General features: G+C 60.6%; 6 protein-coding genes, 2 tRNA genes and 2 rRNA genes (1 of these 10 only partly in view). 3 read left to right on the top strand and 7 right to left on the bottom strand.

Annotated elements, in window-relative coordinates; genetic code table 11:
- The 4 genes from UP06_RS20800 to UP06_RS20815 all read right to left on the bottom strand — a co-directional run.
- Positions 1–1,216: ribosomal RNA gene (locus tag UP06_RS20800) — 23S ribosomal RNA — on the bottom strand (it extends 1,657 nt beyond the left edge of the window).
- Positions 1,217–1,627: 411 nt separating this feature from the next.
- A tRNA-Ala gene (locus tag UP06_RS20805) sits at positions 1,628–1,703 on the bottom strand.
- A gap of 33 nt (positions 1,704–1,736) precedes the next feature.
- A tRNA-Ile gene (locus tag UP06_RS20810) sits at positions 1,737–1,813 on the bottom strand.
- Between the two features lie 187 nt (positions 1,814–2,000).
- Positions 2,001–3,489, bottom strand: a 16S ribosomal RNA gene (locus UP06_RS20815).
- Together the 16S and 23S rRNA genes with 2 tRNA genes alongside form the textbook arrangement of a ribosomal RNA operon.
- Before the next feature lie 979 nt (positions 3,490–4,468).
- Here UP06_RS20815 and UP06_RS20820 point away from each other — a divergent pair.
- Positions 4,469–6,532: a M23 family metallopeptidase gene (locus UP06_RS20820; RefSeq protein WP_045005338.1), complete on the top strand. Its 2,064-nt coding sequence runs from the start codon at positions 4,469–4,471 to the stop codon at positions 6,530–6,532.
- An 87-nt stretch (positions 6,533–6,619) separates the two neighbouring features.
- Here UP06_RS20820 and clpB read toward each other — a convergent pair whose 3' ends face one another.
- Positions 6,620–9,259: an ATP-dependent chaperone ClpB gene (gene clpB, locus UP06_RS20825; RefSeq protein ID WP_045005339.1), complete on the bottom strand. Its 2,640-nt coding sequence runs from the start codon at positions 9,257–9,259 to the stop codon at positions 6,620–6,622.
- A gap of 242 nt (positions 9,260–9,501) precedes the next feature.
- On the opposite strand from clpB, the gene UP06_RS20830 reads away from it, so the two are divergent.
- Complete coding sequence (locus UP06_RS20830; protein WP_045005341.1) at positions 9,502–10,290, top strand: MOSC domain-containing protein; 789 nt, start codon at positions 9,502–9,504, stop codon at positions 10,288–10,290.
- Positions 10,291–10,407: 117 nt separating this feature from the next.
- Here the strand turns inward: UP06_RS20830 and UP06_RS20835 are convergent, their stop codons facing one another.
- The gene (locus UP06_RS20835) at positions 10,408–11,196 is read right to left on the bottom strand and encodes a TIGR02594 family protein (protein ID WP_045005345.1); all 789 of its coding nucleotides are present in this window, start codon (positions 11,194–11,196) and stop codon (positions 10,408–10,410) included.
- Between the two features lie 235 nt (positions 11,197–11,431).
- Between UP06_RS20835 and UP06_RS20840 the strand changes: the two genes are divergently transcribed.
- Entirely contained in the window at positions 11,432–12,295 is an 864-nt protein-coding gene (locus UP06_RS20840; RefSeq protein ID WP_045005346.1) for an alpha/beta fold hydrolase, read from the top strand.
- 144 nt (positions 12,296–12,439) lie between these two features.
- On the opposite strand, the gene metW is transcribed toward UP06_RS20840, so the two are convergent.
- Positions 12,440–13,102, bottom strand: a complete 663-nt coding sequence (gene metW / locus UP06_RS20845; protein ID WP_045005347.1) for a methionine biosynthesis protein MetW — start codon at positions 13,100–13,102, stop codon at positions 12,440–12,442.
- Position 13,103: the final 1 nt, after the last annotated feature.

The raw sequence follows: 13,103 nt of genomic DNA on the forward strand, positions 1-13,103 counted from the left end.
ACCAGTGAGCTGTTACGCTTTCTTTAAAGGATGGCTGCTTCTAAGCCAACCTCCTGGTTGTTTTGGGATTTCCACATCCTTTCCCACTTAGCCACGAATTAGGGGCCTTAGCTGTAGGTCCGGGTTGTTTCCCTCTCCACAACGGACGTTAGCACCCGCTGTGTGACTCCCGGATAGTACTCTCAGGTATTCGGAGTTTGGTTGGGTTTGGTAAGACGGTAAGTCCCCCTAGCCCATCCAGTGCTCTACCCCCTGAGGTATTCATCCGAGGCGATACCTAAATATCTTTCGCGGAGAACCAGCTATTTCCCAGTTTGATTGGCCTTTCACCCCTAACCACAAGTCATCGGAGTCTTTTTCAACAGACACCCGTTCGGTCCTCCAGTGAGTGTTACCTCACCTTCAACCTGCTCATGGCTAGATCACTAGGTTTCGGGTCTAATACAACGAACTTGACGCCCTATTCAGACTCGCTTTCGCTACGCCTTCGCCTATCGGCTTAAGCTTGCTCGTTAAATTAAGTCGCTGGCCCATAATACAAAAGGTACGATGTCACCCAGAACGTATCTTGGGCTCCATCTGTTTGTAGGTGTCCGGTTTCAGGTCTATTTCACTCCCCTCGTCGGGGTGCTTTTCACCTTTCCCTCACGGTACTGGTTCACTATCGGTCGCTGAGGAGTACTTAGGCTTGGAGGGTGGTCCCCCCGCGTTCAGACAGGATTTCACGTGTCCCGCCTTACTCGTGGATACATCATCGCATTACTCGTACGGGGCTATCACCCTCTAAGGCCCAGCTTTCCTGACTGGTTCCGATTGTCTTTGATGTATCACTGGCCTGGTCCGCGTTCGCTCGCCACTACTAACGGAGTCTCTGTTGATGTCCTTTCCTCCAGGTACTTAGATGTTTCAGTTCCCTGGGTTTGCTTGAAACCTCCTATGTATTCAGAAGTCTCATTCCTTCTTTTGATAACCGGAAATCCAAAACCTCTTCGATCGAAATCTAAAGGTCTGGCTTCTCACATTATCCGATCGAACCCCACACCGATGTCTTTCGACAAAGGTCTTGGAGTTCCGGCTATCGAAGGTGGGTTTCCCCATTCGGAAATCCGCGGATCAAAGCTTCTTCGCAGCTCCCCACGGCTTATCGCAGCGTAGCACGTCCTTCATCGCCTCTCAGCGCCAAGGCATCCACCGAACACCCTTAAGGCACTTGATTGCTCTCATTATCAATGTCCACACACTCGGCAGAATGTTGTCTGCAGAACTACCTTGCGGCACGCGCCCTCGATGAACGCTATCTGCAGCCGGACAATGATTAGAAAGACCAGCTTGCTTCGTAAGATCGTTCCGATAGCGAGGCGGTCAAGCTTCGCTAAAAGGATCATTTACAACTCGCTCGTCTTTCAGACGCAGCCTTGTGAGCTACACTGAAAGGCGCGCAAGCGCCGAAATGATCCGGAGATAATGAAGTATCGCGTAGCAATTGCTTGCTGCACGATCCAACTCGGATCGATCTCCTCTTTACGATGTCAGAAATCACGCAGCTTACTGTCCATCCGGACTAGTAAGTGCGAAGTGATGTTTCGCGGACGATTTAGGTACACAACGTTTCGGCAATCAAACCATCTGGTGGAGCCAGACGGGATCGAACCGACGACCTCATGCTTGCAAAGCACGCGCTCTCCCAGCTGAGCTATGGCCCCGTAACCAGAAGACGAATGCTTGCTCGATGAGTGTGGTGGGCCTGGGAAGACTTGAACTTCCGACCTCACGCTTATCAAGCGCGCGCTCTAACCAACTGAGCTACAAGCCCCTAACGCATATCCCGTCAAGGACTAGGGATCCTGCGATACGCAGGCCCAGCGCGTGTTCGTCCGCGAAGAAAGAGAAACGTAGACGGCGAAATCCCGCCAATGCAGCTCAACGATCCTGACGACCGTTGGCCACTGATGTTTCTAAAACGGTTCGATAGAAGCAAGCTTCTGAAGAACCATCCTTAGAAAGGAGGTGATCCAGCCGCAGGTTCCCCTACGGCTACCTTGTTACGACTTCACCCCAGTCGCTGACCCTACCGTGGTTAGCTGCCTCCCTTGCGGGTTAGCGCACTACCTTCAGGTAAAACCAACTCCCATGGTGTGACGGGCGGTGTGTACAAGGCCCGGGAACGTATTCACCGTGGCGTGCTGATCCACGATTACTAGCGATTCCAACTTCATGGGCTCGAGTTGCAGAGCCCAATCCGAACTGAGACGGCTTTTTGAGATTTGCGAAGGGTTGCCCCTTAGCGTCCCATTGTCACCGCCATTGTAGCACGTGTGTAGCCCAGCCCGTAAGGGCCATGAGGACTTGACGTCATCCCCACCTTCCTCGCGGCTTATCACCGGCAGTCTCCTTAGAGTGCTCAACTAAATGGTAGCAACTAAGGACGGGGGTTGCGCTCGTTGCGGGACTTAACCCAACATCTCACGACACGAGCTGACGACAGCCATGCAGCACCTGTGCTCCAGGCTCCGAAGAGAAGGTCACATCTCTGCGACCGGTCCTGGACATGTCAAGGGCTGGTAAGGTTCTGCGCGTTGCGTCGAATTAAACCACATGCTCCACCGCTTGTGCGGGCCCCCGTCAATTCCTTTGAGTTTTAATCTTGCGACCGTACTCCCCAGGCGGAATGCTTAAAGCGTTAGCTGCGCCACTAGTGAGTAAACCCACTAACGGCTGGCATTCATCGTTTACGGCGTGGACTACCAGGGTATCTAATCCTGTTTGCTCCCCACGCTTTCGTGCCTCAGCGTCAGTACCGGGCCAGTGAGCCGCCTTCGCCACTGGTGTTCTTGCGAATATCTACGAATTTCACCTCTACACTCGCAGTTCCACTCACCTCTCCCGGACTCAAGATCTTCAGTATCAAAGGCAGTTCTGGAGTTGAGCTCCAGGATTTCACCCCTGACTTAAAAACCCGCCTACGCACCCTTTACGCCCAGTGATTCCGAGCAACGCTAGCCCCCTTCGTATTACCGCGGCTGCTGGCACGAAGTTAGCCGGGGCTTATTCTTGCGGTACCGTCATTATCTTCCCGCACAAAAGAGCTTTACAACCCTAGGGCCTTCATCACTCACGCGGCATGGCTGGATCAGGGTTGCCCCCATTGTCCAATATTCCCCACTGCTGCCTCCCGTAGGAGTTTGGGCCGTGTCTCAGTCCCAATGTGGCTGATCATCCTCTCAGACCAGCTACTGATCGTCGCCTTGGTAGGCCGTTACCCTACCAACTAGCTAATCAGACGCGGGCCAATCTTTCGGCGATAAATCTTTCCCCGTAAGGGCTTATCCGGTATTAGCACAAGTTTCCCTGTGTTGTTCCGAACCAAAAGGTATGTTCCCACGCGTTACTCACCCGTCTGCCGCTGACGCATTGCTGCGCCCGCTCGACTTGCATGTGTTAAGCCTGCCGCCAGCGTTCGCTCTGAGCCAGGATCAAACTCTCAAGTTGGACTTGAACTTTGAACCGGCTGATCACAACGTTTTGACGAGGTCCCACCATTTTCCGCCGACCGAAGTCGACGAGCTGCCCGCGATTCACATCGCTGGCAACGATGGTGTAACCTTAAAACGTGTACCGCCGAAGTCTTTCGTCCGGCCCCGATCCGAAAAGCCGAGGCTCTTCAAATGCGAGACCCGCAAGGACTCCGCCGTCCACGTTTCTCTTTCTTCATCTTCACTTGTCAAACAGCCCGGGACCAGATGGTCCCAACCTTCCTCAGAGGAAGGGTTCCGACACCCTTACCGGCGATGAATGGACCCCAATCGACTTACGTCGACTGTTGTGTCACTCAACAAGGTGAGGAGCATCAGTGGCGCGTTCGCTCGCCTTGGTCAGTGACCCGGCGGCGCCGCGCTCAGTGGTCGGGTTATAGGCCCCCCCGCTCGGGATTGTCAACGGCCATTGTCAACAAATCGTCGCACGGTGGATTGTTCGAAAAAATAACGCGTTTACAGACGGTTAGAGAGGTCGTGAGCGCGCGGACCGAACGCGACCGATGAAAAAATCCAAAAAAGTTTGGGTCCCTGGGGGCTCCGGAAGCGGCTTCTGGCGCCCCCCTCCGGGGAAGCCCCAGGCGCCAGCCCGTTCAGGAAACTTTTTCCATATGAGGCGCCGTACTAGAGCCACAATCCCGCGGCGTTCTGATAAGAGACAAGCTTGAATCGCGGGATGCCAGTGGGGGCTGCCTGCGATTTTTACGGGGTCAGAGGAAGGCGATCTTACGATGACGCGGCCTTCCTTGGACATTCGAGAGACATCGAGAGACCTTTACCCGCTTAGCTGTTCGTAATTTCGGCCGGGCCCTCAATCAGGGCCTTCTGAGCGCGAACGCCTATGCGGCACGGCTTTTCCCGCGATCCCCCTTGAAGAGGGCGACCAGGGAGGAGCGCGAGACGAGGCATTTCGGGTCGTTATTGGGGGACTTGGGTTGAACCACAGGACGTCACGCGGCGCTTACGGGCGTGAGACCGGGATCATCGATCTCGGCCACGAGCCGCCGCTGTCCGTCGATGGTTCGGAAGCCGCCGTCATCGATCGCCGTCGCGTTTCGGTACAATGGTTCAGCGGGACAATTTTGACCGGACTCTGCGGCGCAGCCCTGATCGGCGGCGCCGTTTTCGCATCGCTCGATGGTGAGATGACCTTCGCCAAGGTGCCGGAGCGGGTCGAGGGCGCGCTGCGCGGTGCGTTTGGTGCGGCTGATCGCGCCGCCACGCTGCACAAGAGCGACCGCCTGCCGCCGCCGAATGAATCCACGGCCTCGCGCAACATCGTGCGCGTCTCCACCGTCGCCCGCGTCGGCAACCGCGATGTGATGCGCGTGCGGCCCTTCGTCCGGATCGCCGGCAATCTGTCGATGACGACGAGCGACCTGTCGGCGAAGATTCCGCCGTTCAACGCCCAGCGTCTGCTCACCGATGTCGGCTCCGACCCGAAGGCCGCCGCTGACGATCCGAACAATCCCGAGGCTGTCGAGCCCGACGCAGAAGTCTCCTTCGTCACCAAGGACCTGTCGCCGGTGCTGCCGAAGGCCAAGATTTCCGCGGTGGTGGCGCTCGACGACATCCTGATGCGGGTGCGCGACGCCGCCAATTGGCGCGGCAATGGCGGGGTGCGCTACGCCTCGCTCGCGAACGCCGCAGCCGACGTCTCCGGCGCGACCGGCTCGTCCGACATGAAGATGGCCTACGCCACCGAAGTGTCGCCGTCCGATCCCTATGCCGGCTTCGAGACGCGCGTGGTGCCGGAAAACGTCACGCTGCTGCCGAAGACCAAGGAACAGATCACCGGCGGCAATCCCAACGGCGAGCGCGTTCATGTCGTCAAGAAGGGCGACTCGGTCTCCTCCGTGCTGCGCGATCTCGGCGCCACGCCGGACGAAATCAAATCGATTTCAGCGACGCTCGGGCCCCGCGGTCGCGACGGCGGCCTGAAGGAAGGCGAAAAACTCCGCATCCTGATGGCGCCCTCAAGCCCCGGCGCCCGGCTCCAGCCCTATCGCGTCGTCGTCGCCAACGACACCATGGTCGAGGCGATCGCTGCGCTGTCCGACCTCGGCAAATACGTCGCGGTCGACGTTTCCAGCATGAACACCGTCGCCGACGCTGCGACCAACGCCAACAGCGACGATGATGAGGATGACGACGGCACCGGCGTGCGGCTCTACCAGAGCATTTACGAGACCGCGATGCGCAACAAGGTGCCGATGCCGGTCATCGACGACATGATCAAAATCTACTCTTACGACGTCGATTTCCAGCGCAAGGTGGCGCCCGGCGACTCGTTCGACGTCTTCTACGCCGGCGAAGACGAGGGCGTGACGGCGACCGACAAGAGCGAGGTGCTGTTCGCTTCGCTCACGGTCGGCGGCGAGACCAAGAAATACTACCGTTTCCAGAGCCCCGATGACGGCGTCGTCGACTACTATGACGAGACCGGCAAGAGCGCGAAGAAGTTCCTGGTCAGGAAGCCCGTCAACAGCGCCATCATGCGCTCCGGCTTCGGCGGCCGCCGCCATCCGATCCTCGGCTATGTGAAGATGCACACCGGCGTCGACTGGGCCACCGCCTACGGCACGCCGATCTTCGCCGCCGGCAACGGCGTGATCGAGAAGGCCCAGCTCGAAGGCGGCTACGGCAAGTATGTCCGCATCAAGCACAACAACGGCTACGAGACTGCCTACGGCCATATGTCGGCCTTCGCCAAGGGCATGGAGCCAGGCAAGAAGGTGCGCCAGGGCCAGGTGATCGGCTTCGTCGGCTCGACCGGCCAGTCGACCGGCCCGCACGTCCACTACGAAATCCTGGTCAACGGCCGCTTCGTCGACCCGATGCGCGTGAAACTGCCGCGCGGCCGCTCGCTGGAAGGCCCGATGCTCACCGGTTTCGAGAAAGAGCGTGACCGGCTCGACGGCATGATGAGCGGCCGGGGCGGCGCGATCGCCCGCATGTCGGACGCCACCGGCGGGCCGCTCCAAGTGACTAATCGGTAATTTTTTTCAGATCATACGACGTCGAAAAACGCCCCGGAGAGGCATGGCCTTCCGGGGCGTTTCTCGTTTTGCGGTGTGTGCCTACGCTCAGTTCAACTTCCGCTTCGACACCGGTGCGTCGAACTGGGTGATCTCCGCGGTCTGCGGCGCCTTGCCGTTGAAGGTCAGCACGTTGCCTTCGGACGAGATCGCAACGCTGTCACCGTCCCTGACATCGCCGGCCAGGATCATCTCGGCGAGCGGATCCTGGACGTAACGCTGGATCACCCGCTTCAGCGGCCTTGCGCCGTAGGCGGGATCCCAGCCCTTTTCCGCGAGCCAGTCGCGCGCCTTGCCATCCAGCGTCAGCACGATCTTGCGATCGGTCAGGAGCCTTTCGAGGCGGCCGAACTGAATCTGAACGATCCGGCCCATCTCGCTCTTCTGGAGACGATGGAACAGGATGATCTCGTCGACACGGTTCAAAAACTCCGGCCTGAAATGTCCGCGCACCGTTGCCATCACGTGCTCGCGCACGACTGACGTGTCTTCGCCTTCCGGTTGATTCACCAAATACTCCGAACCGAGGTTCGAGGTCATGATGATCAGCGTGTTGCGGAAATCGACGGTACGTCCCTGGCCATCGGTCAGGCGGCCATCGTCGAGCACCTGCAACAGGACGTTGAACACGTCCGGATGCGCCTTCTCGATCTCGTCGAACAGCACCACCTGGTAAGGCCGACGCCGCACCGCCTCGGTGAGCGCACCACCCTCATCATAACCGACATAGCCCGGAGGCGCGCCGATCAGCCGCGAGACCGAGTGCTTCTCCATGTATTCGGACATGTCGAGGCGAACCATCGCGGTCTCGTCGTTGAAGAGATACTCCGCGAGCGCCTTGGTCAGCTCGGTCTTGCCGACGCCGGTGGGGCCCAAGAACATGAACGAGCCCATCGGCCGGTTGGGGTCCTGGAGGCCCGCGCGCGAACGGCGCACCGCGGTCGCAACCGCATGTACGGCCTCGCTCTGGCCGACGACGCGCTGTCCGAGCTGCTCCTCCATCCTGAGGAGCTTCTCTTTCTCGCCTTCCAGCATCTTGTCGACGGGCACGCCGGTCCAGCGCGAGACCACCTGCGCGATGTGATTGGCGGTGACCGCCTCCTCCATCATCTCGCCGGAGTTCTCTTTGGCCTCGATATCGGCAAGCTGCTTCTCGAGCTCGGGGATCCGGCCATAGGCCAGCTCGCCGGCCTTCTGGAATTCGCCGCGCCGCTGGGCATTCGCAAGATCGACGCGCAAACCATCAAGCTCCGCCTTCAGCTTCTGGGCGTCAGAGAGCTTGTTCTTCTCCGCGCTCCAGCGCGACGTCAGCGCCGCCGACTTCTCCTCGAGCTCGGCAAGCTCCTTCTCCAGCGTCTGGAGACGGGACTTGGAGCCGGCATCGCTTTCCTTCTTCAGCGCTTCCTGTTCGATCTTCAGCCGGATGATTTCCCGATCCATCGAATCGAGTTCCTCCGGCTTGGAATCGACCTGCATTTTCAGCCGCGCGGCGGCCTCATCCATGAGGTCGATCGCCTTGTCCGGCAGGAAGCGATCGGTGATGTAGCGGTTGGACAGCGTGGTGGCGGCCACGAGCGCGGAATCAGTGATCCGCACGCCGTGGTGCTGTTCGTACTTGTCCTTCAGCCCGCGCAGAATGGAGATCGTGTCCTCGACCGTGGGCTCACTGACGAAGATCGGCTGGAAGCGCCGCGCCAGCGCCGCGTCCTTCTCGACATGCTTCCGGTACTCGTCGAGCGTGGTCGCGCCGATGCAATGCAGCTCGCCGCGCGCAAGCGCCGGCTTGAGCAGGTTGGACGCGTCCATCGCGCCGTCGCCCTTGCCGGCGCCGATCAGCGTGTGCATTTCGTCGATGAACAGGATGATACCGCCTTCAGCAGAAGTTACCTCCTGCAATACGGCCTTCAGCCGCTCCTCGAATTCGCCGCGGTACTTCGCGCCGGCAATCAGCGCCCCGAGATCGAGCGAGAGCAGCTTCTTGTCCTTGAGGCTTTCCGGCACGTCGCCATTGACGATGCGCAGCGCCAGGCCCTCGGCGATGGCGGTCTTGCCGACGCCGGGCTCGCCGATCAGGACGGGATTGTTCTTGGTCCGGCGCGACAACACCTGGATGGTGCGGCGGATCTCCTCGTCGCGACCGATGACCGGATCGAGCTTGCCGTCGCGCGCCGCCTGGGTCAGGTCGCGAGCGTATTTCTTCAGCGCGTCATAGGCGTTCTCGGCGGTCGCCGAGTCAGCCGTGCGGCCCTTGCGCAGCGCCTCGATTGCCGCATTGAGGTTTTGCGGGGTCACCCCGCCCTTGCTGAGGATCGCGCCGGCCTCGCTGTTCTTTTCCAGTGCGAGCCCGAGCAGCAGCCGCTCGACGGTGACAAAGCTGTCGCCAGCCTTCTCGCCGGCCTTTTCAGCGGCATCGAAGGTGCGGGCGAGTTCCGGCGCCAGATAGATCTGCCCGGCGCCACCGCCAGAGACCTTCGGCACCTTGCTCAGGGCGTCCTCGGTCGTTTTCAGAATTGCGCGCGAATTACCTCCGGCGCGGTCGATCAGACCGCCGGCCAGCCCCTCGCTGTCGTCCAGCAGGACTTTCAGGAGGTGCAGGGTCGAAAACTGCTGGTGCCCCTCGCGCACTGCAAGCGACTGCGCGGACTGGATGAAGCCCCTGGAGCGTTCGGTATACTTCTCGATGTTCATATGTCTTTTCTTTCCCTCGGCCTGCCCCTGGAGCCCCTAAGGCACTCCAAACGGCATCTTCATTGGGTTTCCGTTTGCCGCGTTGACATTCCTCAACCGGCAGCGGTCGTTATCAGTCGGCGCTGGCGCCGGCCTGACCCAGATGTGGGAAGCGTGCCTTCGGACTGGAAGAGGCGAGTTCACAATTTCGTGCGCGGGTTAGCCTGCTTGGCGCGGACCGGTCGAATCCCTTAATTTGCGCTATGACATCCAGCCATACCGCCGAGATTACCGGCCTCTACCGCTACCCGATCAAGGGCCTGACGCCGGAACCCCTGCCCCGTGTTCCCTTGAGACGAGGGGAGACCCTGCCCGCCGATCGCCGCTACGCCATCGAGAACGGCCCAAGCGGGTTCGACCCGGAGGCGCCGGCATGGAAGCCGAAAATCCAGTTTCTGATGCTGGCGCGCAATGAGCGGCTGGCTTCGCTCGATAGCCGGTTCGAGGAGGCGACCAACCGCCTGACCATTCGCAAGGACGGCCAAATCGTCGCCAGCGGCGATCTCGAGACCGTCGCCGGCCGCTCGGCCATCGAGAACTATTTCACGGAGAATTTTCAGCCGGAGCTGAAGGGTCCACCCAAGGTCCTGTCCGGCCGCGACCACAGCTTTTCCGACGTCGCCCGCAAGGTCGTGTCGATCATCAATCTCGCCAGCGTCCGCGCCATCGAGACCATGCTTGGCGGGGCCGCCGTGCATCCCCTGCGCTTCCGCGCCAACCTTTACGTCAAGGGCTGGCCGGCCTGGTCCGAGCTCGACCTGGTCGGAGAGACGCTCGCGATCGGGCAGGCCCGGCTGAAGGTGGTCAAGCGCATCGTCCGCTGCCCGGCCGTCAACGTCGACCCAGAGACCGCCAAGCGCGATCTCGAAATCCCGCCCACGCTGTCGCGCAACCTCGGCCATATGGATTGCGGCATCTATGCCGAGGTGATCGCTGATGGTGAGATTGGTGTGGGGGATGCGATTGCGGTGGAAGAGCCGACGCTGGTGTGAGCTTCGTAGGGTGGGCAAAGCGAAGCGTGCCCACCATTCTGGTCCTCGGACGTTGATAGGCCGTTGGTGGGCACGGCGCTTGCGCGCCTTTGCCCACCCTACGGCAGCGTCACTCCGTCAATTCGGCATCACATACGCATAGATCCGGCCGCGCGAGATCGGCGCTTCGCGGACGCGATTGCCGTTGTTGCCGGAGATCATGATCGGATTGCCCTGCGCATCGACGCCGGTGATGATGCCGACATGGCCGCCCCGCGACATGACCGCGATGGCTCCGACCTGCGGACCCGAGACACGCGTGCCGTAATGCGCAAACGAATTCGCCATGTCCGATCCGGTGCCATGGTGGCCGGTCTTCTCAAGCACCATGTTCATGAAGCGTGCGCACCACAGGCTGCCGCGCCCGGTCGGATTGCCGCCGACATAGCGGCGCGCCTCGGACACGAGGCCCGATCCACCGCCGAAGCCGCTGCTCATGGCCATGTTGCCCGCGCTCCCAACGTCGCCAGCGCTGCTCTTGTTAACAGCGTAGCTCATGTTACGAGCGCGGCTCATATTGCCAGCGCGACTGGTGTTTCCGCCGATGACCATGTCACCACCGCCCGCGTAGTGCATGCTACCCATGCTGCCGCTATTGGCATTCGGATCGTAGCTGGCCTGCGTATTCATGAACCCGCTCGCCTGCAATTGCGCGGCGCTGCGCTCGAAGCGCGAGCCGCGCGCATGGTGCCGGTAGTGATGATATCGCTGGGCTGAGTACGCGGCGTGATGCACGTAGGCGTGCCGCTGAGCGCTATGACGATGAGATCGTGCTGACGCTGGAGAGGTGACCACGGCCACCGCCGCAAAGAAGAGCGCCAGCGCGATAACACAACGCGACAGGCGAGACGCAAACAACTCGAACATTCTTCATCCTTCGTTGACACCCCCAGTTCCCGTCGGCCCGTGCGGTGACCGACATCCGTGAGGCCGTAAAGCGTCCGGATGTGGCGAGAACAAGACGCCGCGCGGCGGCGCTAATTAACGCTTCGGGGAATTGTTGCGATGATTTTGTGTCGATGCTGGTCTGACGCTGCCGCATTGCGGACAACAGCATTAACTGCGATCCTCTATGTACGGCTTCAAGAGAGGGAAACAGTTAATGCCCCACGCCACGACCAGGGACGATGTCCGCATCTATTTCGAAGAGGCGGGTCAGGGAACGCCGATAATTTTTCTGCACGAATTCGCGGCCGACTACACCAATTGGGAGCCGCAGATGCGTTATTTTTCCCGCGGCCACCGCTGCATCACCTATTCGGCGCGCGGCTACACGCCGTCAGATGTGCCTGATGGCGAGGTCTACAGCTACACGCATTTCTACACCGATGCGCTTGCCGTGCTCGATCATCTCAAGATCGATCGCGCGCATCTCGTCGGTCTCTCAATGGGCGCCTATTCATCGCTTCAGATCGGATTGAACGCGCCGCAGCGCGCGCTGTCGATGACGCTCGCTGGTGTCGGCTCCGGCTCGGAGCTCGAAACTCTCGACGCCTGGCGCAAGCAGTGCCGCGCCAATGCCGAACAGTTCGAGACGCTCGGCTCCGCTGAAGTGGCAAAAGTCACGCGCGAGGCGCCGAGCCGGATTCCCTTCCTGGTGAAAGACCCGCGCGGCCACGCCGATTTCTACGCCGCGCTGGCGCGGCACGATGCCAAGGGATCGGCCAACACGATGTGCGGCTTCCAGGGCGGCCGCCCCTCGATCTACAATTTGACCGATGCGATCAGACGCGCCTCCACGCCCGCGCTGATCATCTGCGGCGACGAAGATGATCCGTGTGTCGGGGCGAGCCTGTTCCTGAAGAAGCATCTGCCGGCGGCGGGGCTCGCGATGTTCCCGAAGTCGGGCCATGTGCTCAATCTGGAAGAGCCCGCGCTGTTCAACGAGACGGTGGCGCGGTTCGTCACGCTGGTGGAAGCTGGGCGATGGCCAGTGCGCGATCCGAGGTCGCTGGCGGCGCATTAGCGCGACGGCGTTGCCTCACACTCCATCGCGTAGCCCGGATGGAGCGAAAGCGTAATCTGGGTTTCTTGAACGCGGCCTGACCTGCCCCGGATTGCGCTGCGCTCCATCCGGGCTACGGCCGCTTACACTCGCAATAACGAGAAGCTACTTTCCCTGCCCGCGTGTGAGCAAAAACACGCCCTGCTCGCCGAACAGATTCCACACCCACCACGGCATCCGCAGCCGCAGCGGGCGGCCGTAGAGGTCGAGCGCTTCGGCGCGCTCCATCTTGACGCCGATGGCGTCGCAGAGCTCGACGAAATCCTTGATGGTGCAGAAGTGGATGTTGGCGGTGTCGTACCAGCTGGCCGGCAGATTCTCCGTGCGCGGCATGTGACCGCCGATCAGGAGTTGAAGGCGCATCTTCCAGAAACCGAAATTCGGGAACGACACGATGGCGCGGCGGCCGATGCGCAGCAGATTCTCCAGCACGACCTTGGGCTGGCGCGTCGCCTGAAGCGTCTGCGACAGGATTACATAGTCGAAGGCATCGTCGGGATAGTTGATCAGGTCGGTGTCGGCATCGCCCTGCACCACCGCAAGGCCCTTGGCGACGCAGCGGTTGACGCCCTCGCGCGACAGCTCGATGCCGCGCCCGTCGATGCCGCGGGTCTCCAGGATCTGAAGCAGATCGCCGTCGCCGCAGCCGACGTCGAGCACTTTCGAGCCGGCCTTGACCATCCCGGCGACCAGCAAATGGTCGGCGCGAAACTGCCCCGACTGTTCAGTCGAGAGGCCGCCCAGCGGCAGCACTTCCTGTACAGACATC

Source organism: Bradyrhizobium sp. LTSP857, assembly GCF_000938285.1.
Taxonomy (GTDB): Bacteria; Pseudomonadota; Alphaproteobacteria; order Rhizobiales; family Xanthobacteraceae; genus Bradyrhizobium.

What these genes read in the sequence shown, in the direction of transcription:
- clpB (WP_045005339.1), bottom strand. Translation starts at nt 9,259, where the DNA reads ATGAACATCGAGAAGTATACCGAACGCTCCAGGGGCTTCATCCAGTCC.
- UP06_RS20830 (WP_045005341.1), top strand. Translation starts at nt 9,502, where the DNA reads ATGACATCCAGCCATACCGCCGAGATTACCGGCCTCTACCGCTACCCG.
- UP06_RS20840 (WP_045005346.1), top strand. Translation starts at nt 11,432, where the DNA reads ATGCCCCACGCCACGACCAGGGACGATGTCCGCATCTATTTCGAAGAG.
- metW (WP_045005347.1), bottom strand. Translation starts at nt 13,102, where the DNA reads ATGTCTGTACAGGAAGTGCTGCCGCTGGGCGGCCTCTCGACTGAACAG.
- UP06_RS20835 (WP_045005345.1), bottom strand. Translation starts at nt 11,196, where the DNA reads ATGTTCGAGTTGTTTGCGTCTCGCCTGTCGCGTTGTGTTATCGCGCTG.